The 24,509-nt window shown below is 61.6% G+C and carries 22 protein-coding genes and 2 tRNA genes; 1 reads left to right on the plus strand and 23 read right to left on the minus strand.

The genetic code is table 11. The features are described 5' to 3' along the window. Positions 1-68: 68 nt before the first annotated feature. The 3 genes from PGW49_RS07750 to thyA form a co-directional block, all read right to left on the minus strand. Positions 69-983 (minus strand): TrmH family RNA methyltransferase, encoded by a 915-nt coding sequence (locus PGW49_RS07750; protein ID WP_270226153.1) that lies wholly within the window; start codon positions 981-983, stop codon positions 69-71. Positions 984-1,092: 109 nt separating this feature from the next. After that, positions 1,093-1,611, minus strand: coding sequence for a dihydrofolate reductase (locus PGW49_RS07755; RefSeq protein ID WP_195445883.1), 519 nt, complete (start codon positions 1,609-1,611; stop codon positions 1,093-1,095). A gap of 9 nt (positions 1,612-1,620) precedes the next feature. After that, positions 1,621-2,469, minus strand: a complete 849-nt coding sequence (gene thyA, locus PGW49_RS07760; protein WP_055309513.1) for a thymidylate synthase — start codon at positions 2,467-2,469, stop codon at positions 1,621-1,623. 166 nt (positions 2,470-2,635) lie between these two features. On the opposite strand from thyA, the gene PGW49_RS07765 reads away from it, so the two are divergent. Beyond that, positions 2,636-3,400: a DUF134 domain-containing protein gene (locus tag PGW49_RS07765; RefSeq protein ID WP_270226156.1), complete on the plus strand. Its 765-nt coding sequence runs from the start codon at positions 2,636-2,638 to the stop codon at positions 3,398-3,400. A 116-nt stretch (positions 3,401-3,516) separates the two neighbouring features. Here PGW49_RS07765 and ffh read toward each other — a convergent pair whose 3' ends face one another. The 20 genes from ffh to truB form a co-directional block, all read right to left on the minus strand. After that, the gene (gene ffh / locus PGW49_RS07770; RefSeq protein ID WP_270226157.1) at positions 3,517-4,992 is read right to left on the minus strand and encodes a signal recognition particle protein; all 1,476 of its coding nucleotides are present in this window, start codon (positions 4,990-4,992) and stop codon (positions 3,517-3,519) included. 10 nt (positions 4,993-5,002) lie between these two features. Next, positions 5,003-5,920, minus strand: a complete 918-nt coding sequence (gene ftsY / locus PGW49_RS07775; RefSeq protein ID WP_270226159.1) for a signal recognition particle-docking protein FtsY — start codon at positions 5,918-5,920, stop codon at positions 5,003-5,005. Beyond that, entirely contained in the window at positions 5,920-9,456 is a 3,537-nt protein-coding gene (smc, locus tag PGW49_RS07780) for a chromosome segregation protein SMC (RefSeq protein WP_270226161.1), read from the minus strand. Before smc ends, ftsY begins: the two co-directional genes overlap by 1 nt. A 10-nt stretch (positions 9,457-9,466) precedes the next feature. After that, positions 9,467-10,192: a ribonuclease III gene (gene rnc / locus PGW49_RS07785; protein WP_117746013.1), complete on the minus strand. Its 726-nt coding sequence runs from the start codon at positions 10,190-10,192 to the stop codon at positions 9,467-9,469. Positions 10,193-10,195: 3 nt separating this feature from the next. Further along, complete coding sequence (locus PGW49_RS07790) at positions 10,196-10,438, minus strand: acyl carrier protein (RefSeq protein ID WP_055286398.1); 243 nt, start codon at positions 10,436-10,438, stop codon at positions 10,196-10,198. Positions 10,439-10,562: 124 nt separating this feature from the next. Then, on the minus strand, positions 10,563-11,582 hold the full coding sequence (gene plsX, locus PGW49_RS07795) for a phosphate acyltransferase PlsX (RefSeq protein ID WP_035138131.1): 1,020 nt from the start codon (positions 11,580-11,582) through the stop codon (positions 10,563-10,565). A gap of 87 nt (positions 11,583-11,669) precedes the next feature. After that, positions 11,670-11,849 (minus strand): 50S ribosomal protein L32, encoded by a 180-nt coding sequence (gene rpmF / locus PGW49_RS07800; protein ID WP_022094017.1) that lies wholly within the window; start codon positions 11,847-11,849, stop codon positions 11,670-11,672. Between the two features lie 64 nt (positions 11,850-11,913). Beyond that, positions 11,914-12,468 (minus strand): YceD family protein, encoded by a 555-nt coding sequence (locus PGW49_RS07805; protein WP_270226165.1) that lies wholly within the window; start codon positions 12,466-12,468, stop codon positions 11,914-11,916. Then, a complete protein-coding gene (locus PGW49_RS07810; RefSeq protein ID WP_022094019.1) occupies positions 12,468-12,965 on the minus strand; it encodes an ATP synthase subunit B family protein in 498 nt (165 codons plus the stop codon). Before PGW49_RS07810 ends, PGW49_RS07805 begins: the two co-directional genes overlap by 1 nt. A 68-nt stretch (positions 12,966-13,033) precedes the next feature. Then, positions 13,034-13,531, minus strand: a complete 498-nt coding sequence (coaD, locus tag PGW49_RS07815; protein WP_270226167.1) for a pantetheine-phosphate adenylyltransferase — start codon at positions 13,529-13,531, stop codon at positions 13,034-13,036. After that, the gene (gene rsmD / locus PGW49_RS07820; protein ID WP_270226169.1) at positions 13,524-14,168 is read right to left on the minus strand and encodes a 16S rRNA (guanine(966)-N(2))-methyltransferase RsmD; all 645 of its coding nucleotides are present in this window, start codon (positions 14,166-14,168) and stop codon (positions 13,524-13,526) included. The genes coaD and rsmD overlap by 8 nt, the downstream gene beginning before the upstream one ends. Next, positions 14,165-16,342: an ATP-dependent DNA helicase RecG gene (recG, locus tag PGW49_RS07825; RefSeq protein ID WP_270226171.1), complete on the minus strand. Its 2,178-nt coding sequence runs from the start codon at positions 16,340-16,342 to the stop codon at positions 14,165-14,167. Before recG ends, rsmD begins: the two co-directional genes overlap by 4 nt. A 9-nt stretch (positions 16,343-16,351) precedes the next feature. Next, entirely contained in the window at positions 16,352-18,013 is a 1,662-nt protein-coding gene (locus tag PGW49_RS07830) for a DAK2 domain-containing protein (protein WP_270226173.1), read from the minus strand. 27 nt (positions 18,014-18,040) lie between these two features. Continuing rightward, complete coding sequence (locus tag PGW49_RS07835; protein ID WP_022093773.1) at positions 18,041-18,397, minus strand: Asp23/Gls24 family envelope stress response protein; 357 nt, start codon at positions 18,395-18,397, stop codon at positions 18,041-18,043. A gap of 195 nt (positions 18,398-18,592) precedes the next feature. Beyond that, positions 18,593-18,667 (minus strand) — tRNA-Asn (locus PGW49_RS07840). 34 nt (positions 18,668-18,701) lie between these two features. Further along, positions 18,702-18,776, minus strand: a tRNA-Asn gene (locus tag PGW49_RS07845). Between the two features lie 199 nt (positions 18,777-18,975). Next, entirely contained in the window at positions 18,976-20,325 is a 1,350-nt protein-coding gene (gene rpoD / locus PGW49_RS07850; protein WP_270226175.1) for an RNA polymerase sigma factor RpoD, read from the minus strand. Positions 20,326-20,435: 110 nt separating this feature from the next. Further along, positions 20,436-22,565 carry a DNA primase gene (dnaG, locus tag PGW49_RS07855; protein WP_270226177.1) on the minus strand — a complete coding sequence of 710 codons (2,130 nt, stop codon included), beginning with the start codon at positions 22,563-22,565 and terminating at the stop codon, positions 20,436-20,438. Next, positions 22,558-23,565 (minus strand): riboflavin biosynthesis protein RibF, encoded by a 1,008-nt coding sequence (ribF, locus tag PGW49_RS07860; protein WP_270226179.1) that lies wholly within the window; start codon positions 23,563-23,565, stop codon positions 22,558-22,560. Before ribF ends, dnaG begins: the two co-directional genes overlap by 8 nt. Next, entirely contained in the window at positions 23,562-24,494 is a 933-nt protein-coding gene (gene truB / locus PGW49_RS07865) for a tRNA pseudouridine(55) synthase TruB (protein ID WP_195245815.1), read from the minus strand. The genes ribF and truB overlap by 4 nt, the downstream gene beginning before the upstream one ends. Positions 24,495-24,509: the final 15 nt, after the last annotated feature.

The raw sequence follows: 24,509 nt of genomic DNA on the forward strand, positions 1-24,509 counted from the left end.
CTAACTGCGGGAATGGCCTATTCGCTCAATGTGTTCGGCTGAGATCGGAAATCAACCGAAATATCTGCCTAGTGATACAAACCCGGCTGGTAGTGATACTCATTGCTCACGTGCGGGCACAGCTGCCAAAAGGCGACGGCGCTCGCCGCGGCCACGTTAAGCGAATCGACCCCGTGCGCCATCGGAATGCGCACCGCGTGGTCACAGCCGGCAATGGTCTTGGCGCCCAAGCCGGCACCCTCGGTACCCATAAAGATTGCCAAGCGGTCAATCTCCTGCAGCACGGGATCGTCCAGCGATACGGAATCGTCCGTCAACGCCATAGCGGCACACGAAAAACCGGCATCGTGCAACGCGCTCAGACCATCATGCGGCCACACACGAGCCTCGCTGCCAATGCGCGTCCACGGCACCTGAAACACGGTGCCCATGCTCACGCGGGCCGAGCGACGGTACAGCGGGTCGCAGCACGTCGGGCTGACCAAAATACCGTCAACGTTCAATGCGGCAGCCGAGCGGAAAATAGCGCCAACATTGGTGTGATCGACAATACCCTCAAGCACGCACACACGCACCGGACGATCCCCCGCCGCCTCGACGACACCGCCCAAGAACTCATCAACCGGAATCTGACGCGGGCGACGGAACGCCGCGAGCGCACCACGCGTCACGTTAAAGCCCGTCAACTGCTCCATGAGCTCCATGGAGGCCACGAACACGGGAACCGGACCCGCTCCCTCGCGCACGACAAGCTGGTCAAACAGCGGCATCATCTGGTCGAGCCAGCGCTCGCCCAAAAGAAAGCTCACCGGCTCATATCCGGCGCGAACCGCACGCTCGATGACCTTGGCACTCTCAGCGATAAAAATGCCCTTCTGCGGCTCCAGCACGCAGCGAAGCTCACGCTCGGTCAGTCGCACATAGGCATCGAGCCGCTCGTCATCGAGCGAATCAATTCGCAGAACCTCAACGGCATCAGTCATAGCAGCCAGCCCGCACCCTTCTTTACAGCACATCTATACCAAACGAGGCGACGCTAAGCGCCGCCCCATGCATTCAATCAACCCGATGATACCGTTCACGCCAGACGATTTACGCCTCAACGCGATGATACGTCACGAACTCATAATCGACGCCCTCGTCACCCTCACCGGCGGCAATCGTCGCGACCTCGCTACGCTGCGCAATCTCCCACGCGGGATCGGCGTCCAAGTCGGGAAAGTACGTGTCCACGGGATGGACGCAGTGGTTATGAGTGACCTCGGCCTCCACGCAGTACGGCAAAAACTGCCGATAGACATCGCCGCCACCGATCACCCAGGCAACGGGCTCATCGGCAACCGCAGCGAGCGCTTCGTCAACGCTATGCACCACGTCGACGCCCTCGCGGGTAAAGCCTATATCGCGCGTAAGCACGATATTGCGGCGGTTCTTGAGCGGACGCCCGCCGGGAAAACTCAGCAGCGTCTTGCGTCCCATGATAACCGGGCAGCCCTTGGTGCAGGCCACAAAATGGCGCATATCGGCGCGATTGGACACCACCATATCGCCCTCGCAGCCAATACCCCAGTCGTCACACACGGCGACGATGGCAGAAAGCTTACACGTCATGCGCGTCACCTACACCGCAATGGGGATGTTCTTGACCTGAGGGCCGTGCTCATAGCCCTCGACAATCAGGTCATCGGTCGTAAACGCATAGAAGTCATGCACATCGGGGTTGAGCGTTACCTTGGGTGCCGCAAACTGCGGACGCTCGATAAGCTCGCGGACGATATCGACATGACGATCATAGATATGAGCGTCGGCGATCACGTGCAGCAGCTCACCGGGAATCATATCGACCGACTGCGCGACCATCATCAGCAAAATGGCGTACTGGCACACGTTCCAGTTGTTCGCGGCCAAAATGTCCTGGCTGCGCTGGTTGAGAATCATGTTGAGCGTCGGCTTGTCGTCCTGAGGACGCTGCGTCACGTTATAGGTCACGCTATAGGCGCATGGATAAAGGTGCATCTCGGACAGATCGCTAAACACGTACGTATTGGTCATAATGCGGCGACTATACGGCGTGTGCTTAAGGTCGTACAGTACACGGTCCATCTGGTCGAAGTCGCCCTCGGCGTAATGGCTCTTCTGACCAATCTGATAGCCGTAGGCTTTACCGATGGAACCGGTCTCATCGGCCCACTCATCCCAGATATGGCTGTTGAGGTCATGCACGTTATTGGACTTCTTTTGATAGATCCACAGAATCTCGTCCATGGCAGACTTAAGCGCCGTACGACGCAGGGTGAGCGCGGGGAACTCCTCGCGCAGATCATAGCGCGCCGTGACACCAAAGTTTTTAATGGTATAGGCAGGGGTGCCGTCCTCCCACACCGGGCGGACCTTTTGGCCCTCGGTGGTGGTGCCATGGTCCAAGATATCGCGGCACATGGTTACAAACTGTTGATCAGCTTTGCTCATTGACCCTCCTGTCAGTCGCCTATAAGCGAGATTTATTGTAGCCCAGGCGCGCGCGGCCCCACAGCCCAAACATAAGCCCTCATTTTCTGACATATGCCAGAAATTCCTTGCGCAAATCCGCACGTTCGCTATTCTATTGTTGACATATGTCAGATTTGGAGTGTGCATGGCAGGAAGACGCGAAAAACTGCGCCGCGTCGGGATCATCCCCGAATACCGCGGCTTTACCCCCGATGGCCTGGCCAGCGGTGATGCCATCGACATGACCGTCGACGAGCTTGAGGTGCTGCGCCTGTGCGACCTGGAGGGTCTCAACCAAGAGGCGGTCGCCCAGCAGATGGGCATCGCCCGCGCAACGGTGGCGGCCATTTGCAGCCGCGCGCATCGCAAGGTGGCCGATGCGCTGGTCAACGGACGGGCGCTCGTTATCGAGGGCGGCAATATCGCATACTCCCCCATCACCACGACAACGGCCGCATGGCCAGCAAAGGAGGTCGACACCATGAGGGTGGCAACGACGTACGACAACGGCAACATCTTTATGCACTTTGGCCGCAGCGAGCAGTTCAAGATCTACGACATCCAGGATGGCAAGGTGCTCAACGAGCAGGTCGTAGGCACCGGCGGCACCGGCCACGGCGCCTTGGCGGGCCTGCTTGCCAACGGTGGCGTTGACACGCTCATTTGCGGCGGTATCGGCGGCGGCGCTATCAACGCGCTTGCCCAAGCCGGCATCACGGTCTATGCGGGCGCCCAGGGCAGCTGCGATGCCTGCGTCGAGGCCCTCATTGCCGGCACGCTCGCACAGAACGGCGAGGCCACCTGCGACTGCCATGGACATGATCACGAGCACATCCACGAGCATGGCGAGTCCTGCGGCTGCCACGGTCACCACGACCATGACGGGCACGAAGGCTGCGGCTGCCACTAGCGGCAAGCACCTCGTCGAGAACGCGCTTCCACGCGTGCGACAACCAGCGAACAAACGGCGAAGGCCGCCTGGAATACCATCCAGGCGGCCTTCGCCATACACGACTCAACTAGTCGTTACTTCTTGTTGCGCATCTGCGCTTCCATCTGGCGCAGCAGGTCCATATCGGACTTGGGGCCGCCCGTTCCCAGGCCGCCCATGCCGCCCAGCCCCATGGCATCCAGACCGGGAATATTGGGCATGCGCATCTTTTTGCCCTTCTTACCCTTCTTGCCCTTCTTGCCGCCGGCCTGTGCCTGATTGGCCATCGTGCGCATGCGGCCCATCATCTTGTTCATCTCGCCCCACTGCTTCATAAGGCTATTGACCTCGGTGGGGGTCACGCCGGCGCCCTTGGCGATGCGGGCACGGCGCTGGCCGTTGATGATGGAGGGGCGAAGGCGCTCCTCCTTGGTCATCGACATGATGATGGCCTCGTTCTTATCGAAGATACCTTCGTCCAGGTTGCCACCCATCTGGTTAAGCGCACGCTGGCCACCGGGGAGCATGCCCAGAATGCCCTTCATGCCGCCCATCTTCTTGACGGCCTTCATCTGGTCGAGCATGTCGTTCATGGTAAAGCCCTCGCGCAGCATGCGCTCGGCAGCCTCGAGCTGCTCGGCGTCGGCTGCCTCCTGGGCCTTCTCGATGATGCCGACAACATCGCCCATGCCCAAGATGCGCTTGGCCATGCGGTCGGGATAGAACGGCTCCAGCGAATCGGGTTTCTCGCCCATGCTAACAAACTTGATGGGCTTGCCGGTCACCTGGCGCACGGAAAGCGCGCCGCCGCCACGGGCGTCGCCGTCGAGCTTGGAGATGATCACGCCGTCAAAGTCGGTGCGCTCGGCGAAGGTCGAGACGACGTTGACGATGTCCTGGCCGGTCATGGCATCGACGACCATCAGCACCTGATCGGGCTTGACGGCCTTCTTGATGTCCACGGCCTCCTGCATCATCTGCTCGTCGATCTGCAAACGACCGGCGGTATCGACGATGACCACGTCACGCAGGTGGTCAACGGCCTCCTGAATGGCGCCCTTGGCGATGTCAACCGGGTGCTCGCCATCGCCACGGAAGACCGGCACGCCAATCTCTCCGCCAAGCGTGGCCAGCTGGTCGGCAGCGGCGGGACGGTAGACGTCGCACGCGGCGAGCAGCGGTGAGCGGCCCTGCTTCTTGAGCAGGTAGGCCAGCTTTACGGCCGCCGTGGTCTTACCGGAGCCCTGCAGGCCCACGAGCATGATGACATTGGGAATGCGATTGCTAAAGACGAGCTTGCTCTCGGTTGAGCCAAGCATCTCGGTGAGCTCGTCGAGCACGATCTTGATGACGTTTTGCGCCGGCGACAGCGACTCCATGACCTCGGCGGTCATGCAGCGCTCCTTGGTCTTGGCGACGAACTCCTTGACGACCTTAAAGTTAACGTCGGCCTCGAGCAGCGCCATGCGAATATCGCGCATGGCCGAAGTAATATCGGCCTCGGTCAGCTTGCCCTTGCCGCGCAGGCGGTCAAATGTGTCGTTGAGGCGATCGCTCAGGGAATCAAACACTAGTCACTCCTTAATTGGACTCGCCCACCAGGGCGCGGCAGAAATCTTTGGCATTGAACTCCTGCAGGTCATCGACCTGCTCGCCCACGCCGATGCGCAGGATCGGGAGCTTGAGCTTCTCGGCCACGGCCATGGCGATGCCGCCCTTAGCCGTGCCGTCGAGCTTAGTCATGATAATACCGTCCAGGCCCAGCGCCTCGTTAAACTCGAGCGCCTGGTTCAGACCGTTTTGGCCCGTCGCGGCGTCGATCACAAGCACGACCGAAACCGGCATGGGACCGGCGGCCATATTGGCGGCGCGCTTACGGGTCACATTGACCACCTTGGCAAGCTCGCGCATGAGCTCAGGGCTCGTGTGTAGACGGCCGGCGGTATCGATAAGCACCAGGTCGCTGCCGCGCTTGTCGGCCTCGTCGAGCACGTCGTAGCAAACACTTGCCGGGTCGGAGCCGCGGTCGCGCTTGATGACGGGGACGCCAGCGCGCTGGCCCCACACATCGAGCTGCTCGATAGCGGCAGCACGGAAGGTATCGGCCGAACCGATCACGACGTTCTTGCCGCGGGCGGCCATGACGCTCGCGATCTTACCGACCGTCGTGGTCTTGCCGGCACCGTTAATGCCCACAAACAGCACGCAGCTCGGCGTATCGGAAAACGGATCGCGCTCGATGGGCACAAAGTGCTGCTCGAGCTGCTCGGCCAGGGCACGGCGAAGCTGCGGAGCGGTCTTGAGGTTCTTCTTGGCCGCGGCATCGCGCAGGTCATCGGAGACCTTGATAGCGACCTCGGCGCCCATGTCACCCATGACGAGGGTGTCCTCCAGGTCCTCCCAAAAATCCTCGTCGACCTCGCCGCCAAAGTAGAAGACCTCGTTGAGGGCCTCGCGGCTGCGCTCAAGTCCGCGCGAGAGAGCATCGAAGAATCCCATTATGCATTCACGACCTTTCCGGTTTCGCGATCGAGTTTTTGCGAGACGACGCGACTGACGCCGTCGGCTTGCATCGAGACGCCGTAGAGGACGTCAGCGTCCTCCATAGTACGGCGCTGATGCGAGATAACCAAGAGCTGCGTATCGGAACGCAACACGTCGAGTGCGCCGATGAGCTTGGACAGGTTGGCGTCATCGAGTGCCGCCTCGACCTCGTCCAGCACATAGAACGGCACCGTGCGCGTGCGGTACACAGCAAAGAGCAGGGCGAGCGCCGTCAGGCTCTTCTCGCCGCCCGACATGAGCATCATCTTGGTGATGCGCTTGCCGCGCGGCTGCGCCACGACCTCGATACCCGTCTCGGCAGGATGCTCGGGATCGGTCATCTCCAGATGAGCCTGACCGCCCGGGAAGAGCATGGCGAAGATCTCGCGGAAGTTCGCATCGACCTTCTCAAACGTCACCAGGAACGCCTTGCGCATCTTACGGTCGATAGCCACGGTGATCTTGGTGAGCGCCTTGCGCGCGCTCTCCAGATCGGCCAGCTGCTCCTCGATGTAATCGGCGCGGCGCTTGAGCTGCTCGTACTCCTCCATGGCAACTTGGTTAACGGGACCAAGGTTGTTGATCTGGCGCACAAGCTGGTTGAGTTCGCGCTCGGCGGCATCGCGGTCCGTGGGCGCCGGAAGCATGAGCGCTTCCTCGAGTACCGTGGTGCCATCGGCGGTAATGGCCTTAATGGCGGTCTCTACCTGCACCTCGAGCTTGCCACGCGCGACCTTGAACTCGTTTTGCGCGGCGGAGGCGGTATCGACTCGCTCCTTAGCGCGGGCAACCTCTGCCTTGGCATCCTCGATGGTCTTCTTGAGCGAAGCGGAGTCCGCCTCCTCCAGAGAGGCCTGGTCACGCAGGCGCGCTGCCCAATCCGACGCGCGTTCCAACAGGGCAGAATAGCGTTCGTGCATGGGGTCGACGCGCAGGCGCAGCAGCTCGAGCGAGCGCGAAGCCTGGCGTGTTCCGCGGATACGACGGTCGATGCCCTCAAGACGATGCTCAAGGTCGGGCACGCGGCCCTTCAGCGAACGCAGGCGCTCGCTCGTCTGGGCCAGGCGCACCTTGGCATCGGCGAGCTTACCGGCGGCCTCGGAATCGTCACGGCGAACGCGATCGAGCTCATCGTTGGCCTCGGCAATCTGGAGACCCAGGTCGCTTGCCTGTGCACGCGCCTCGTCACGCGAACGGGTGAGCTCGTCAACGCGCGGGCGCGCGGCACGAACGGCCTCGGCAGCCTGCTCGCGGCGCTTGGAGATGCGCACGCGCTCGACCTCGGCATTGTTGGCGCTTTGCTCCAAGCGGCCGATCTCGGAGAGCAGCGAGCGGCGCTCGCCCTCAAGACGGGCGATCTCACCGGCGGCATCGCCCTCGGCGGCACGGGCCTCCTCGACGGCAACGTTGGCCTCGACGACCTGATCCGACACATGCTCAAACACGGCAGCCAGATCGGGCTCAAGCCCCTCCAGCTCGCGAATGCGACGCTTACGCTCCAGAGCACCCGACGCCTCGCCGGCATCGAGGCCCACACGCACCAGGCCGCCACAGCTTACGCGGGCGCCATCGGGAGTCACATAGGTCACACCGTCAACGACAGGCGCAGCCAGCGCGGCAGCCAAGTCATCGACCACGTAATAGCCGCCGAGCAGCGCCTCGACGACGGGTCCGTAGCCTGCACGCACGGACAGACGATCAACCAGGCGGGTACCGGCAGCGCCCTCAGCGGCGGTAGAGCCGCTCACGCCGCGCGTCACCAGCAGTGCTTCGCCCGAGGCCTTCTTTTGGTCCAGAGCCGCACGACCGGCACGCTCAAGCGTGGCGGCGTCATCAAACAGCAGCGCATCGATATCGCCGGCGAGCAATTGCTCAACCAGGCCCTCAAGCTCGCGCGGGGCCTCCAGCACGTCGCCCAGACGACCCAAGACATCGTCGCCCAGCGCACCCACCAGACGGCTCACGAGCGGCGAGCTGTCGGCCATGCGGGCATCGAGTTTCTTTTGGCTGGCAAGCTCCGAGCGCACCTCGGACAGTTTGTTGCGCGCCTCACTCTCACGATTACGCAAGTCCTTCAGGGCTGCACGGGCGACCTCGGTGGCCTCACGCGCATCGGCCTGGGCCTGGCGCGCTTCCTCAAGAGCACCCTCAAGCTCCTCTGCGCGGTTGCGACGGCTCTCGAGCGAGGCCGTGACCTCCTCGAGCTGCTCGTCAATCTGCTCCAGGCGCGAGGCATACATGTTGTCCTCGACCTCGGCATTGCTCAGCGAGTCCTTCACCTTGGCGAGCTCGAGCGCGGCGTTGTCGGCCACGCGCTGCACATCGCGTTGCTCACGCGTAAGCTGCGAAATCTGATTGTCGAGCGCCACGCGCCGCTCGTGGAGCTCTGCGGCGGCAGGACCAGCGGCGTCAACGTCCTCCTGGGCCTGCATGTGCGCGCCGGTCACTTCCTCAAGCTGCGCACGCGCGTCCTCGAGCTCCTCGACCACGCGACGACGCTGATGCTCGGAGCTCGAAATCTGCCCGCGCATGTCAGACAGGCGCGACACCATGTTGTGGCCCTTTTCCTCGAGCAGGCGCATGTCAGAGTTAATGCGGCCGACCACATCTTGCATATGGCGGCGCTGCTCGCCCAGATCGCCCACAAACAGGCCCTTTTCCTCGAGCATGACCTGGAGCTTCTCGAGCTCGCGCTCCTTTTCGCCCATGCGGTACTGCGCAAGCTCCAGCTCGGCGGCACCTTCCTTGGAGCGGCTCTCCAGGTCGTTCCACTGCGACTGCAGCGAACGCAGCTCGTCGACAGCCAGCATCTGCGTAAGCTCGTTCGCGCGCGAGGACAACTCTTTGTACTTGCGCGCACGATCGACCTGACGCTCCAGCGGTCGCAGCTGACGGGCGATTTCCTTATTGATGTCGCGGGCACGCGTCAGGTGCTCGTCCATCGACTTAATCTTTTTGAGCGCACGCTCCTTGCGGCGCTTGTGCTTGGAGATGCCGGCGGCCTCCTCGATGAGGGCGCGGCGCTCCTCGGGGCGGCTCTGCAAAATGGCGTCGAGCTTGCCCTGGCTGATGATGGAATGCGTATCCTTGCCCAGGCCCGAATCGTGCAAGATGTCCTGAATGTCCATCAGGCGGCACGGGCTCGAGTTGATGAGGTACTCGCTTTCGCCCGAGCGATACATACGACGGGTGATGGCGACCTCGTCAAAATCGACGGGCAGCATATGGTCCGAGTTATCGAGCACAAGCGTGACCTCGGCGACACCCACCGGCTTGCGCGCTGACGAGCCCGAGAAGATGACATCCTCCATGGCCTGGCCGCGCAACTGCTTGGCGCTCTGCTCGCCCAGGACCCACAGGATGGAGTCGGAGATGTTCGATTTTCCCGAGCCGTTGGGACCGACGATGACGGTCAGGCCCGGCTCAAACGTCATATGGGCGCGGTCGGCAAACGACTTGAACCCTTTGAGCGTGAGGGACTTGAGATACACGGTTCCTCGCTTACACGTGCTTCTTATTGAGAATCACGCCGTTGGTGGTGTAACCCATACGGTCGAGCGCCTCAAGCGCGGCGGCTCCCTCGGCTTCCTTCTTAGAGGAACCGGAGCCGCGACCCTGGCGAATACCATCGATCAAAACCACAGCGGTAAAGGTGGGCGCATGCGCCGGGCCCTCGGAGCCAACGAGCTTGTACGCCGGAGGTTCGTGACCGTCGGCTTGCACACACTCCTGCAAAAACGACTTGGGGTTCGCGGGGTGCTCGGCACGCTCGGTGGCCAGGTGCGGCTTAAGCGTACGGTGAATGAACTCCGCCGCCGTATCCCAGCCGGCATCCAGGTACAGCGCGCCCACGAGCGACTCATAGACGTTCTCGAGGGCCGAATGCAGGCCGCGCGCACCGGTACCGGTCTCGGAGGCACCAAAGATGATGATGTCGTCAATGCCCAGCTCGTGAGAAACCTCGGACAGCGTAGCGCCCGAGACAAGCGACACCTTCAGGCGCGTGAGCTTGCCCTCGTCAAACTCCGGATAGGACTCAAACAGGGAGCGTGCGACCACAGCGCCCAAAATGGAATCGCCCAAGAACTCAAGGCGCTCATAGCTGGCAGAAACCGGCTGGCCCTCGACTGCCGAGGGATGCGTAAGCGCCGCGCGCAGCAGCACCTTATTGTTGAACTCGTGGCCCAAGATTTCCTGGGCGCGCGTAAGTCGTTCGGATAAAGCCAAGACTTAGGCCTCCTTGGCAGCTTCGATAGCGTCGACGGCGTCGGCGACAGAGTTGAGCGAGAGCAGAGTCTCGTCATCGATCTCGAGGTTGAACTCGTCCTCGATAGCCGTAACCAGCTGCAGGCGCTCGAGCGAGTTGGCATCGAGGTCGTCAAAGGTGGTCTCCTCGCTAATTTCGGCAACATCGACGCCCAGAACGTCAGCAGCGACCTCGGCGATCTTGTCGAAGATTTCGGAGCGGTCCATAGCGCTTCCTCTCGTATTGCGTGAACATCAACGCGCTGGCGCCGCAAGCGCAGCGCCAAGACACGGTTTTGATTCTACCCCACGACGAAGGCCGCGAGGCACATAACAGCGCTCTAACTCGCTCCTACAAAACGATGCCGTCCATAGAGTTGGCGACGTTCTCGACCAGCCCGGCGCGCACGGCCTCCGCCGCGGCGAGTGTACCGTTTTTGACGGCCTCGACCGAGGTGGCACCGTGGCCGATAAGGACCACGCCACGCAGGCCCAACAGAATGGCGCCGCCCTTAGCATCGCCCGAGAGCTTTGCCTTGATCTCGCGCATCTGCTTTTTGATGAGCAGCGCGGCAATCTTGGTGCCAAGCGAAGCCATAAAGGCACCCTTGAGCTCTTGCAGCAAAAACTTAGCGGCGCCCTCGGTCGCCTTGAGCGCGATGTTGCCCGACATGCCATCGGCAACGACGACGTCAAAGTTACCCGAGGTCAGATCGGTACCCTCGCAGTTGCCCACAAAGCCGGGAACCGCGGCCTTCATGGCCGGGAAGCACGCCTTGGTAAAGTTGGAGCCCTTCTCATCCTCGGTACCGTTGCCGAGCAGACCGACGCGGGGATGCTCAATGCCCAAGACGACGCGCGCATAGGCACTACCCATCTGGGCAAAACGTACCATGTCGTCGACCTCGACATCGGGGTTGGCGCCCATGTCGCACAGGACCGTCAGGCCGCCGGCGCGGTTGGGCAGTGCATTGGTGAGGCACGGACGCACCGGCTGCTTCTTGCCCTCGGCCTGATACCTAAATGGCGTCACGTAGGCGGTAGCGGCAGCGGTCATGGCGCCGGTGGAGCCGGCAGAGAAGAACGCGTCCGCGTTACCCTTCTTGATAGCGCGGCAGGCAAGTACGATCGAGGACTTACGCTTGGTCATCACGGCTCGAATGGGATCGTCATCCATGGCGATGACATCGGGCGCCTCCAAGGCCTCAACGCGAGCGTGAGCCGCGGCAAAGGGGTTCACGATCTCTGCGGGACCGACGGCCAAGACCTCGATATCGGGATCTGCCGCAAGCGCCGCCTCGATACCGTCGAGGACAACCTGAGGCTTCTCGTCTCCGCCCACAACGTCTACACAAACGCGAACGTTACTCATATACATGCTCCTTATACAAAAATGGCCGACTCATTGAGCCGGCCATTGTGGTTCCAGTTGGAACGGCATCGCATCCAGAGTATACAGTTACTCGGTAACGATAACCTCGCGGTCCTTGTAGAAACCGCAGCTGGGGCACACGTGGTGCGGGAGCTTGACAGCGCCGCAACGGGGGCACGTGGACTGAGCCGCAGCCGAGATCTTCATGTTGGCGGAACGGCGGGTGTGAGTGCGGATACGACCCTGCTTTTGTTTAGGTACGGGCATAGTGACCTTCCTTATGAACTATCCAGTGTGGCGATTACGCGCAAGTAGCGATACTACCACAGTTTTACTCGTCAAGCTTGAGATTCTTCAATGCTGCAAATGGATTTTCCGTGGCAGCGGCCCATTCGGCCTCTGCTTGAGCGGCGCAATCGCATTGCTCGACGTTGAGATTGATGCCGCAGGTGGGGCACAGGCCGCGACAATCGGGCTTGCACAGGACAACGAACGGCGTGTCCATGACGACCGCGTCGTTGATGGGCTCGCCCAGATCGACGATGCGATCATCGCCCAGCAGCTCGTAGCCGTCTTCGTAGGCCTCGGGGTCCTCAGGCTCGTTAAAGAGATAGAATTCCTCAATCTCACCGGCGATATCAAACGAAGCGGGCTCCAGGCAACGGTCGCACTCACCGGTTGCGTGCGCGCGGACCATGCCCGTAAGCAGAACACCGGTGCCGGCATTGGTAAAGACCACGTCGTAGTCAATGCCGTCCTGCAGCTGGTACTCCTTCTCGCCCACCGTATAGGCGGCGACATCGACCTTGCCGGTCAGCGGATATGAGTCTCCGGGAAACTCGAGCTGCTCGGAAAGATCGACGGTAACGTTCGGGAACTCAGCCATTACCACTGACCATTCTGCTGGGCGGCACCCTCGTTAAGCTGCTGGCGACAACGGGTGACGGTACCGGTCAGGCTCTTGAGATTCTCCTCGAGGTGCGTAAAGACCTGCTCGGCGTAATCCTCGGCGGCATAGCGAGTCTCGCGCTCATACTGCTGGGCACGGTCGCGGATGTCGTCGGCCTGCTGCTGCGCTAAGCGGACGATCTCCTGCTCACCAGCAATGGTGAGGGCCTGCTGTTGAGCATCGGCGATGATGGAATCGGCCTGAGCGGCGGCGGAAGCCATAAGCTCCTCGCGCTCCTTGAGGATACGGCGGGACTTCTGCCATTCCTCGGGATAGCTCATGCGGATCTCGTCGAGGATGTTAAAGAAGACGTCGGCGTCGATAACCTTCATCTGGGCGTTCTTGCCGAACGGCGTCTTAGCCTCTTCGATGAGCCCCTCGAGCTCGTCGACAAGACTCACGATCCTGTCGCCAGGAAAATTCTCGCCCGGCATCCGGTCTCCTTTCATAGGTAACATATCATCGAGTTAGTTTACCACATGCCACCAGGCATTAAAAAACGTCACGAAAAGCGATGTTTGAGCGCCTTGACCACATTGGACGGAACAAAATTAGAGACGTCGCTACCGAGCGAGGCAATCTGGCGAACCACCGAGCTCGAGATATAACCGTACTGCGGCGCACTCATGACAAAGATGGACTCCAGCTCGCTATCCAGGCGGTAGTTGAGGTCTGCCTGCTGCAGCTCGTACTCAAAGTCGGTCATGGCACGCAGGCCCTTGACCACGGCTCCTGCTCCCTGTTCGCGGGCAAAATCGACCAAGAGCCCGGTGAAGGGCAGCACCTCGACGCCGTCAATATCACCGAGCGCCTCACGGGCCAGCGCCACGCGCTCGTCGAGCATAAACGTGGTGCCGACGCCGTTTTTGCCCTGCGACTCGGCAACGGCCACGATCACGCTGGGAAAGATGCGGCGGGCGCGGCGGATGACGTCGATATGGCCAAACGTGATGGGATCGAAGGTGCCCGGGACAATCACGCGGTTGATGGTGTCATTCATGGGCGTCCTCCAAAGGCGCATCCTCGTCATTGTCGCTGTCGTCGGCGTTGTCGGCCTCATTCGTGGCCGACCAGCGCAGCAAGTCAACCGAGGTTATGCCGTAGCGCTTCTCGCGCACGGTCTCAAAGCCGGCCGGGTGAGCGCCCGTATCGGCCGCGGCGTGCTCAAAGAGCGCGTAGGCGCCCTGTGCCAGCAAGCCTTGCTGAGCTAGGTTCTGTAGCAGCTCCTCGACCGGCTCGGCGCCAAAAGCATAGGGCGGGTCGAGCAGGACCAGGTCAAAGGGACCGCCCGGCATGCGGCCGCGCGAGGCGCTTGCCAGCACGTCACCCGTCACCACGCGCCAACGCGCACGGTCGCGGCAGAGCGATTCGATATTCTTGGTAATCAGACGAGCAGCGTTGCGATCGATCTCGAACGTGGTGAGCGAGCGGGCACCGCGCGAGAGCATCTCAATGCCCAAGGCGCCGGAGCCGCCAAAGGCATCCAGCACGCGGACCTCGTCCAGATCGAAGTCGAATGCCGACATGACCATAGATGCGCACGCCTCGCGCACGCGATCAGTCGTGGGGCGGGTGACATCGCGACCACGGGGCTCTTCGATCTTGCGACCGCGCCATTCGCCGCCGATGATTCTCATCCTCCGCTGACCTCCTTAAAGATGTGTCGATACCGCATGGCGACCGCATCGCGTAGAGGGCGCGTCGCCACAGAGTCAAGGTTGCAAGCATACCGCAAGAGCTCGACCGCGTCCAAATGGGCCCACTCGATCAATTCCTCGTCGGCATCAAGGTCAACAAAGCGCAAGGTCACGCCGCCATGCTGGCGGTAACCCAGGATTTCGCCCTCGTGGCGCAGACGCAGGTCCATCTGGGCGAGCGTAAAGCCGTCCGAGGTCTTCTCGAGTGACTGGAGGCGGTCTTGTGCCGCCGACGCGCCGCCGTTGCCCTTGGAGTGCGTCATGACCAGGCACGTACCCGACACGCTGCCGCGGCCTACGCGCCCGCGCAGCTGGTGCAAGGCCGCCAAACCAAAGCGCTCGCCGTTCTCGATGACCATGACGGTGGCGTTGGGCACGTCAACGCCCACCTCGACCACCGTGGTCGAGACGAGCACATCGATCTCGCCACGCTTAAAGGCATCGAGGACCCGGTCCTTCTCCCCCGCCGACATGCGGCCATGAAGACGCTCGATGGTAAGCCCCGGTAATGCCAGACGAAGGCGATCGAGCTCGGTCGCCGTGTCATGCAACGGCACGGGCACGGTCACGCGGCCCTCGTCGTCGCGAGCGATGCCGGGTACGTCTTCGAGCTCATCGGCCGAATCGCTCGGCTCCACGAGCGGACAGATCACGTAGGCCTGCTGCCCCTTTTCGTGCGCCTCGCGAATGGCGCCATAGGCCAGGTCGCGACTCGACTCAGTGAGGACGCGCGTCTCAACGCCGGCACCCGGAACGGGACGATGGCGGATGATGCTCGTATCCAGGTCGCCGTACACCGAAAGCGCCAGCGTGCGCGGGATCGGCGTGGCAGTCATGACCAGCAAGTCGGCACCCGGGCCTTTTGCACGTAGAGCGTTTCGCTGGCCCACGCCAAAGCGGTGCTGCTCGTCGATCACCACAAGCGACAAATGCTTGAACGTGACGTTCTCCGAAAGCACCGCATGGGTACCAAAGAGCACGTCGAGCTCGCCAGACTGGAGCCGCGCATGAATCTGTTCACGCTCGGCCGCCGGCGTGGCGCCCGTCAGGAGCGCCCAGGTCATGCCAGCCTGCGAGAGCAAGGGGCCGGTCTTATCGGCATATTGACGCGCCAGCACGCCCGTGGGCGCCATAACGCAGGCCTGGGTGCCGCTATCGGCCGCGACCGCCAACGCGCAGGCGGCAACGGCGGTCTTACCGGTACCGACGTCGCCCAGCAGCAGACGGTTCATCACGCGACCGCCATCGCACATATCATGCAGGATGTCTTGAAATGCAGCCTCCTGCTCATCGCTCAGCGAAAACGGCAGGGCCTGTTTAAGCGCAGCCAAATGCTCGCCCGCGTCATGCGCATAAGGCACTACGTCGACCATACCGCCATCGTTGCGCAGACGCAGCGCGAGCTGCAAGCAGAGACACTCCTCATAGGCAAGACGCCGGCGCGCGATGTCGCGCTCGGCCATGCTCGAGGGAAAGTGGATCGAACGCAGCGCACGGGCATTGCTCATGAGCTTCCGCTTTGCGCGCAGCGGCGCGGGAATGGGATCGAACGGATTGGCGACCACTTCGAGCGCACCGCTCACGATACGGCGCATCCATGCCTGGCTCACGCCGTCACTTACGTAGTGGACCGGCAGGATGGTGCCGGCGGCGCGCCCGTCCTCAAGCTTTTCAAAGTGGGGCGAGGCCATCTGCTTAAAGCCATAGGCAAATTCGACCTTGCCCATAACGGCCAGGCGGTCGCCCTGCTTGAACTGCTGGGCAATCCAGGGCTGACGAAAAAAGGCGACTTGCAGCACGCCCGTCTCGTCCACGAGCGAGACCTCAGTCACCTGCATACGCGGACGGGGCTGCTTTTGGACAATACGATCGACCGTGGCGATGATGGTGCACACGGTACCGATGGGCGCCATCTCGATGGACCACGAGCGAGTAAAGTCCAGGTAGCGATGAGGAATATGGAGAAGGAGGTCCCCCACCGTCCGAATTCCCAGACGGCGAAGGGCCTCCTCACGTTTACCCGAAACATATTTGAGTCGCGCGATGTCCTCGTCGAGCGCATTGCTCTGGGCAAAACGCTCCGAGACGCGCGGCACGGAGCACAGCTCGGACATGGGCAGAGCCTACTCGATCGAGAAGATCACGGGATAGAGCGGCTGCTCGCCACGATGGGCGTCGATCTCCAGATCGGGCTGAGCCTCCTCGATAGCGTCGACGATCTCCTGGAAGGCCTCGTCGGACAGCTCCTCGCCGGCCAGAATCGTCAGCGCGTCGCCCTCCTCTTCCTCCTGCATGCGGTTGATACAGTCGAGCGTGACCTGCTTCACGTCGGAGCCGACCACGTCGATGGAGCCGGCGATGATGCCCATGACGTCACCGGAGTGAATCGGCGAGCCGTCAGAGGCGCTGGAGTCGCGCACGGCGCGAGTGACCTCGCCATCGCGAACCTCGCTGATAGCGTCGACCATAGCGGCAACAGCATCCTCGAGCTCGGAATCGGGCAGGACCGCGAACAGCGCGGAGAAGGCCTGCGGGACGGTCTTGGTGGGAACGACGGCGACCTTCTTGTCGGTGCAGGCAGAAGCGGCAGCCTCGGCAGCCATGCGGATGTTGCCGTTATTGGGAAGGATGATGACCGAGGTCGCGTTGACCTGGTCGACGGCGCCCAGCAGGTCGGCGGTCGAGGGATTCATGGTCTGGCCACCCGAGACGATCACGTCAACGCCAAGGGACTTGAGGATGTCGGCCTCGCCGGAGCCGGCGGCAACGGCGACAAAGCCCAGGGCCTTCGAGGGCTCGGCGGCCTTCTCCTGGTCCTCGTGAATCTTAGCGGTACGGTCGTGGGCCTCCATCTCCATGTTGTGGATAAAGACCTCATAGATCTGACCGAGCTGAAGCATGTGCTCGAGCACCAGGTTGGGGGTGTTGGAGTGTACGTGGATCTTGTAGTCGGGATAGGCACCAACGAGCAGCTCACAGTCGCCCATAGAGCCCAGGAACTTCAGACACTCGTCCTCGTCAAACGGGGCATCGGCCTTAAAGAGGAACTCGTTGCAGTAGCGGAACTCCGAGCCCTCCCAGTCGTCGTTGGCCTCGATCTCCACGCGGTCAAGAGCGGCGTCACGGGCAGAGCCAGCGGAATCGAACGTAGCGGAGAAATCCTCGACCACGGTGCTGCGGCCAAGGGCAGCGGCAACAAAGTTCTCCAAGAAGATGGCAAAGCCAAAGGCGCCGGAGTCGACCACGCCGTTCTCCTTGAGGACGGGCAGCAGGTCGGGCGTGCGGGCGACGGACTGGTAAGCCTCGACGACGATGGCGTCGAGAGCATCCTCGGCAGAGAACTTCTTCTTCTCGCACTCGTCTGCCTTCGTCGAAACATCACGCAGGACCGTGAGGATTGTGCCCTCGATGGGCTTACGAACAGCCTGGAAGGCAACCTTGACGGCTCGACGGAAGGCGAAGGCGATATTGGCGGACGTAATGGGCTCATCGGCAGAGACAAGGCCCTCGGCCACGCCGCGCAAGATCTGCGAGGTGATGACGCCGGAGTTGCCGCGAGCACCCATCAGGGAGCCGTGGGTAATGGCGCCAGCAATGGCCTCCATGTCGGCATCGGCGGGAAGGGCGGAAAGCTCCTTGGTCACCGAGGCGAGCGTGAGCGACATGTTGGTGCCGGTGTCACCGTCGGGTACGGGGAAGACGTTGAGCTTGTTGATCTCCTCGGCCTTTTCGGAAACGGCAGCCGCAGCGATCGGAAAACAGGTGCGAATGGTCTTTGCAATCATGAGTGGTGAAATCTCCGTATTCGGATGCTAGTTCAGACGGCTCTTGAGCGCGTCGATGTGAATGCCGATCTTAAGGCTGGCGGGATCGATTTGGGCGATCTCCTGCAGGGTGAAGGCGACGGAGCTCGAAAGATTGTGGCAGACGGACTTCATGTTGACGCCGTTCTCGAGCACGACGTGAAGGTCGACCGTAAGGCCGTTCTCGTCGGCGGAAACAAGCACGCCCTTGCGGAGGCGCTGGCCGGCAAGCAGGCGCACGCTCTCGGCGCCCTGCAGCTGTTCGGCCATACCGACGACGCCGTAGCACGTCATCGCGGCATAACCGGCAATATCGGCAATAACGTCGTTCGAGACGCTCAGGCTGCCGTTAATGGTCTCAGACACAAGAATCTCCTTTTCTTGGTGCTCGCGGCACCATGTCGTGGGAGCAATCATTCCAACATTTTACAACGACCGCGCCATGTTAAGGCCATGGGGTTCGCGATTACATCCTCGACACGAAATGTTGATACGGTAACGTTCGCCACCGGCGATCGCGGCATGAAAAAACCCGCCGCATAAGCGACGGGTTTTAAAGCCTGGCTCCCCGGGTAGGACTCGAACCTACAACAGCGCGGTTAACAGCCGCGTGCTCTACCATTGAGCTACCGAGGAATTTAAAAGCCCAGCGAAATGGGCTGAGAAATTCTGGCTCCCCGGGTAGGACTCGAACCTACAACAGCGCGGTTAACAGCCGCGTGCTCTACCATTGAGCTACCGAGGAATAGGTGCGTGCTCTCAAGCAACGAAGTTAATTATACGGACGATTGGACGAAGGGCAAGAACTTTTTTTAGAAATTTTCCGACCTAGTCATTGGGCCTTGTCATTGGGTGTTCTTAAACGACTAGTCATTCAAGAACGTCCCCAACGACTACATGAAAGCGCCCCCAGGCAGATGTGCTTGAGGGCGCTTCTTGCTTGACTAGCTCTCGATATAGTCCTTGAGCTTGCTCGAGCGGCTCGGGTGGCGGAGCTTGGCCAGAGTCTTGGACTCGATCTGGCGGATACGCTCGCGCGTGACGCCAAACTCGCGGCCGACTTCCTCGAGCGTACGGGGATGTCCGTCGACGAGACCAAAGCGCAGCTCGATAACCTTGCGCTCACGATCGGCAAGCGAATCAAGCACCTGGGTGAGCTGCTCCTGCAGCATGGAGAAGCTGGCGGCATCGGGCGGAACGATAGCCTGGGAGTCCTCGATGAAGTCGCCCAGCTGGGAATCCTCTTCCTCGCCGATCGGGGTCTCGAGCGACACGGGCTCCTGCGAAATCTTCTGGATCTCGCGGACGCGATCGGCGCTCATGTCCATCTCGGCACCGATCTCCTCGGGGGTCGGGTCGCGACCCAGGTCCTGGAGGAGCTGGCGCTGCACGCGGACGAGCTTGTTGATGGTCTCAACCATGTGCACGGGAATACGGATGGTACGGGCCTGGTCGGCAATAGCGCGCGTAATGGCCTGACGAATCCACCACGTGGCGTACGTGGAGAACTTGAAGCCCTTCTGGTAGTCGAACTTCTCGACGGCGCGGATCAGACCGAGGTTGCCCTCCTGGATCAGATCCAGGAACAGCATGCCACGGCCGACATAGCGCTTGGCGATGGAGACGACCAGACGCAGGTTTGCGCTGATGAGCGCTTGCTTGGCCTCAAGACCAACGTTCTCAATACGCGTAAGACGACGCATCTCGGAGCGTGTGAGTTCAATCTCGCCTGCATCGGCAGCCTCGAGCTTCTCGGTAGCCTCGAGACCGGCCTCGATCTTCATGGCCAAATCGACCTCTTCAGATGCGGTCAGCAGGTCGACCTTACCGATCTCCTTAAGGTACATACGAACCGGGTCGCCGGTCAGCATCACCGTGGAGGCATCGATGCCGCGCACGCGCGAACGCGAACGAGACGTGCGCACGGTGCGCTTCTTCTTGCTCTTGGAAGAGCCCATCTCGGCGTCGGCCTGGCGGGCCATCTTAAGCTCGTGATGGTCAAGCGAGCCGGAATCGTGCTCGTCATCGTCATCGTCATCGAAATCGTCGGTATCGTTATCGTCATCGTCGACGCCCATCGGGGCGTCGTCGTTTCCGCTCGCGGAGATAATCTGGATGCCGCTGTTGCGCAGCGCGGAATACACCGCGTTGAGCTGCTCATCGGAGACATCGATATCCTTCAGGGCGACCTGAATCTCGTCCTCGGTTACCGAAGTCCTGTTTGAGCCGTTGCCCATGAGCTTTGCAACGTATGATTCCAGCCCAGTACCCGTGCTCTCAGTCTTTTTTGGCACAGATTCTCCCTTCGTAGTCCACAGGACTCAATACTTTAGCACACACATGGACGTCTATACCCAAAATAAAGACAGGATATAGGCGAGAATACGCTGGTTGACCACAACATCTAGGCCTGATCGGCACCTGCGGTCTCCAAACCGATCAAACGGAACGGGTCGGCCACGCCACCGATCGACTTTTGGAGCTCGCGCTGGCGCTGCGAATCTTGCATCGCCTGCATCGTCAGCACGCGACGGGCCTCATCGTCGAGTGAACGGTCCTGGCGCAACTTGGCCTGCGCGGCTCGCATGCGACGTTTGATGGTGTAGAGCTCGAGCGTATCGAGCATAAAGACGATGTTCGTCTCGGTCGGGTGCTTACTCGTTGCCGAGATGCGACCGGCGCTGACAAGCGACGCCGCCTCGGGACACACCGCGCGCGCCGCATCCATGCAGGCCGCGGGATCGGTTCCCGGCGGCGTTGCCAGCACGGCCCACGCAATGGACTCGTGACGCGGGTCGACCCACTCGATAGAACAAATGCGATCGGCATACGTGCGGAACAGATCGGGGTAGCTCGTGAGCATCGTCAGCAGCTCGCGCTCCCCCGCCAGGGTTTTCCGCTCCAGATCGGTCAAAACAATCGGCATCGACGGAGCTGCCGTCGCGCTTGAACTATCGGCAACGGGCGCAGCGCTTTCCATCCCCGCTGGCACATCGATTGGCGGCAGATCCTCGTCGACCTCCACCGGCGCGGCCCCATAGGCATCAAGCGGAACGTAGTCGTACGGGTCCTCCTCGACCGGTGCGGACACCGGCGGCGTCGCGCCCGCGGCCCAGGCACCGCGACCGGCACCGCGCGCACCAGCCGCACCGCCGCCCGAGCTTCGTCCCTGCGAACCGCCCGCGCGCTCAGCTTGCGCGCGTTGACGCTCGTAGCTCTGCTCACGACGTCGTTCCGCATCCTCGCGCTTGGCGACATCGCGAAACACACGACCCGAACTCGCGCGCACGGTCTCCAGGTCCAAACCCAACAGGTCGGCAATCTGGATAAAGTACGTGTCGATCATATAGCTGTCACGTAGCGGATAGATGAGCGTCAGCGCGTCCTCGAGCGCTTTGGCGCGACCGCCCGGCGTGGTAATGTCGCTCGACTCCTGTAGCGAGCGGTACACAAAATCCATGAGGGGCTCGGCCGCGTCAATGCGCGCCTGAAGTTCCTGGCCGCCATGCGCCGTGATGAACTCCATGGGGTCGTTGCCGTCGGGCAGCACCACGCAGCGCAGGTCCATCGAATCCTGCTCGATAAACTGAATCGCGCGGCGAGCGGCCTTTTGACCGGCGGCGTCGCCATCGAACATATATACAATGCGCTTGGCAAAACGGGTGAGCGTCTTTACGTGATGCTCCGTGAGCGCCGTGCCCAGCGTGGCGACGACGTTTTTGATCCCTGCCTCCCAGCAGGCGATGCAGTCGGTATAGCCCTCCACCACGATGGCGGTATCCTGCGCGACGATAAACTCCTTGGCCCAGTTAAAGCCGTAGAGGTTTCGCTTTTTATGAAACACGCTCGTCTCGGCAGTGTTGAGGTACTTAGGCTGGCCATCGCCCATGATGCGCCCGCCAAAGGCGATATTGTGACCCTGCTCATCAAAGATGGGAAACATCACGCGGTCGTAAAAGCGGTCCGCGAGCTGTCCGCGCCCGCGGCTCACGGCCACGTTGGCGTCAATCATCTCCTGCGGGGTAAAGCCCGCTTGAGACAGATGAGAAACCAATGCGTTGCGACCCGGCGCAAAACCCAGGCTGTAGCGTCGACAGACATCGCCACCCATACCGCGGCTGGCAAAGTACTCGCGCGGACGGCTGTCCTTACCGCGCATAAGCATGGTGTGGTAGAACTGGGCTGTCTCGGCGCACAGGTCATAGATGCGGGCACGCTTGGTGCCGCGATCGCGCTGCGCGCCGGTATCGTGCAGTTCAATGCCCGCACGATCAGCCAAATAGCGGATCGACTCGGGAAAACTCAGGTTCTCGCGCTTCATGATATAGGTGAAGACGTCGCCGCCCTCGCCGCAGCCAAAGCAGTGCCACACCTGCGTAGCAGGGATAATGTGAAACGATGGGGTCTTTTCGCCATGAAAGGGGCAGCAGCCCCAAAACTCATGGCCGCGGGGCTTGAGCTCAACCGTTTCCTGCACGATGGCAACCAGGTCCGACGCCGCGCGTACCTGATCTTTTTCCTCATCGCTAATCACGGATACTCACCCCCTGCTCACCCAAGTTATGACGGATATCGTCGATATTACCCTCGACGGTCGCGATCAACTCGTCCAGGGAATCGAACACGCGAGACGGACGCAGCCAGCGCGTAAACGCCAGCGACACGAAAGCGCCATACAGGTCGCCCGCATAGCCGATCAAGTTGGCCTCGAGATGCGCCGAGGCGGCATCATCGGCATAGGTCGGCGGCAGCCCTACGTTGACGGCAGCAGGCCATACGGTATCGTCGACCAGCACCAGACCCTCATACACGCCATCGGCTGGCACCTGAATGCCGTCGGGAACCTGCAAGTTTGCCGTGGGAAAGCCCATGCCAGAACCCTCGTGACGGCCGCGAATAACACCGCCACGCACCATATACGGACGGCCGAGTAACCCAGCAGCAAGCTCCACATGGCCCTGTCCCAGCTCATGACGAATGCGGGTGGCGCAAATGGCCTCACCGCCCTCGCAAAGCAGGTCGTGACCATACACGTCAACGCCGTGCTCGGAACCCCAGGCGCGCATCTCGGCAACGCCCGAAGCGCCGCCGCGGCCGAGCCTAAAGTCGCTGCCGACACGAATGGAGCGAATGTCGACAACGCGCGACAACAACGCCAGAAACCCGACATGGTCAAGTACCGCCACGGCAGGCGTAAAGGGAACGGCCACCACCGCATCGACCCCGGTTTGAGCCAGGGCATGCAGGCGGTCGGCCGTCGTCATCAATTTTTGAGCGGGCGATGGACTCACCACGACGTCCGGGTCAGGATCGAAAGTAATCACGACCGCTTTGCTGCCGTGATCATACGCATCGCGAATAACCGCATCGATCAGCTCTTGGTGCCCACGATGTACGCCATCAAACACGCCAATGGCGATTGAAGCGGCACCCAAGAACTCGCACCCATCAAATGCATCGGCAGAAACGATAGGGGCCTCATCCAACTCACCCGCGAAAAAGATACGCGCGAGCTCGTGGGGCGCCAGCATCATCGAACACCGCCGATCGCCTGCGGAAAGACGTGCTCCATCACAAAGCGGCCGCCCTCGATACGAGCAAGCGCCTTCAATCCCCCATCGAGCACGAGCGCGAACGGCGCCTTCGCCATATCGAAATCCGCAAGCGCGCGTTCAACGGGAATGCGGCGACCACAAAGCAGGTCGTCTGCAAGATTACCCGGCAAATCGACACGCGTGGCACCAAGGGCGGCGATGGGATCCAGAGCGAAGCCGACAGCGGACTCGGCAGAGAGTTCCTCAACCGCATGACAGGCGCCAATGGAAACCACGCCGGAGGCCGTACGGCGCAGCGCGGAAATATGCGCAGCACTATCGCAGGCGCGACCCAGATCGCGAGCAAGCGCACGAATGTAGGTGCCTTTGCTTACCGAAAAGGCCACGGTCCAGACGCACGTTTCGCCCTCGCCGCTCACGGCGATCAGGTCGGCGGCATAGACCTCGACGGGGCGCGGAGGCAAGTCTACCGCATTGCCCTCGCGAGCACTCTTATAGGCACGAACGCCATTGACCGAGATGGCCGAAAAAGCTGGCGGCACCTGCAACTGCGGGCCAAGCATAGCGGCCAGCTGCTCACGAGCGTAAGCGAGATCGTGCAGCTCGGGGGCAACGGGTACCGTGCGGACGGCCTCGCCCTCCGCGTCATCGGTATTGGTCTCGACGCCAAACGAAATGTCGGCGACATAGCTTTTGGTATCGAGGGTTAGCATGCCCAGCAGACGGGTCGCCTGGCCGACGCCCACCACCATGACACCCGAGGCCATGGGGTCGAGCGTACCGGCATGGCCGACGCGTCGCTCATGGAGGGCGCGCCGGCACTGCGATACCACGTCGTGGGACGTACAGCCCACCGGCTTATCGACGGCGAGCAGCATATTCAATTGAGAAGGCGTACGACGAGCCATGTACCATCCAAAATG

Origin of the sequence: Collinsella aerofaciens (assembly GCF_027679495.1) — a bacterium.
Lineage (GTDB): Bacteria > Actinomycetota > Coriobacteriia > Coriobacteriales > Coriobacteriaceae > Collinsella > Collinsella aerofaciens_AK.

Coding starts and splice junctions, on each gene's coding strand:
- coaD (WP_270226167.1), bottom strand. CDS start 13,531: ATGAATGACACCATCAACCGCGTGATTGTCCCGGGCACCTTCGATCCC.
- plsX (WP_035138131.1), bottom strand. CDS start 11,582: ATGAGTAACGTTCGCGTTTGTGTAGACGTTGTGGGCGGAGACGAGAAG.
- rpmF (WP_022094017.1), bottom strand. CDS start 11,849: ATGCCCGTACCTAAACAAAAGCAGGGTCGTATCCGCACTCACACCCGC.
- PGW49_RS07755 (WP_195445883.1), bottom strand. CDS start 1,611: ATGACGTGTAAGCTTTCTGCCATCGTCGCCGTGTGTGACGACTGGGGT.
- rsmD (WP_270226169.1), bottom strand. CDS start 14,168: ATGAGAATCATCGGCGGCGAATGGCGCGGTCGCAAGATCGAAGAGCCC.
- truB (WP_195245815.1), bottom strand. CDS start 24,494: ATGGCTCGTCGTACGCCTTCTCAATTGAATATGCTGCTCGCCGTCGAT.
- PGW49_RS07765 (WP_270226156.1), top strand. CDS start 2,636: ATGGCAGGAAGACGCGAAAAACTGCGCCGCGTCGGGATCATCCCCGAA.
- recG (WP_270226171.1), bottom strand. CDS start 16,342: ATGTCCGAGCTGTGCTCCGTGCCGCGCGTCTCGGAGCGTTTTGCCCAG.
- ribF (WP_270226179.1), bottom strand. CDS start 23,565: ATGATGCTGGCGCCCCACGAGCTCGCGCGTATCTTTTTCGCGGGTGAG.
- PGW49_RS07830 (WP_270226173.1), bottom strand. CDS start 18,013: ATGATTGCAAAGACCATTCGCACCTGTTTTCCGATCGCTGCGGCTGCC.
- PGW49_RS07750 (WP_270226153.1), bottom strand. CDS start 983: ATGACTGATGCCGTTGAGGTTCTGCGAATTGATTCGCTCGATGACGAG.
- PGW49_RS07810 (WP_022094019.1), bottom strand. CDS start 12,965: ATGCCGGGCGAGAATTTTCCTGGCGACAGGATCGTGAGTCTTGTCGAC.
- thyA (WP_055309513.1), bottom strand. CDS start 2,469: ATGAGCAAAGCTGATCAACAGTTTGTAACCATGTGCCGCGATATCTTG.
- PGW49_RS07805 (WP_270226165.1), bottom strand. CDS start 12,468: ATGGCTGAGTTCCCGAACGTTACCGTCGATCTTTCCGAGCAGCTCGAG.
- ftsY (WP_270226159.1), bottom strand. CDS start 5,920: ATGGGATTCTTCGATGCTCTCTCGCGCGGACTTGAGCGCAGCCGCGAG.
- PGW49_RS07790 (WP_055286398.1), bottom strand. CDS start 10,438: ATGGACCGCTCCGAAATCTTCGACAAGATCGCCGAGGTCGCTGCTGAC.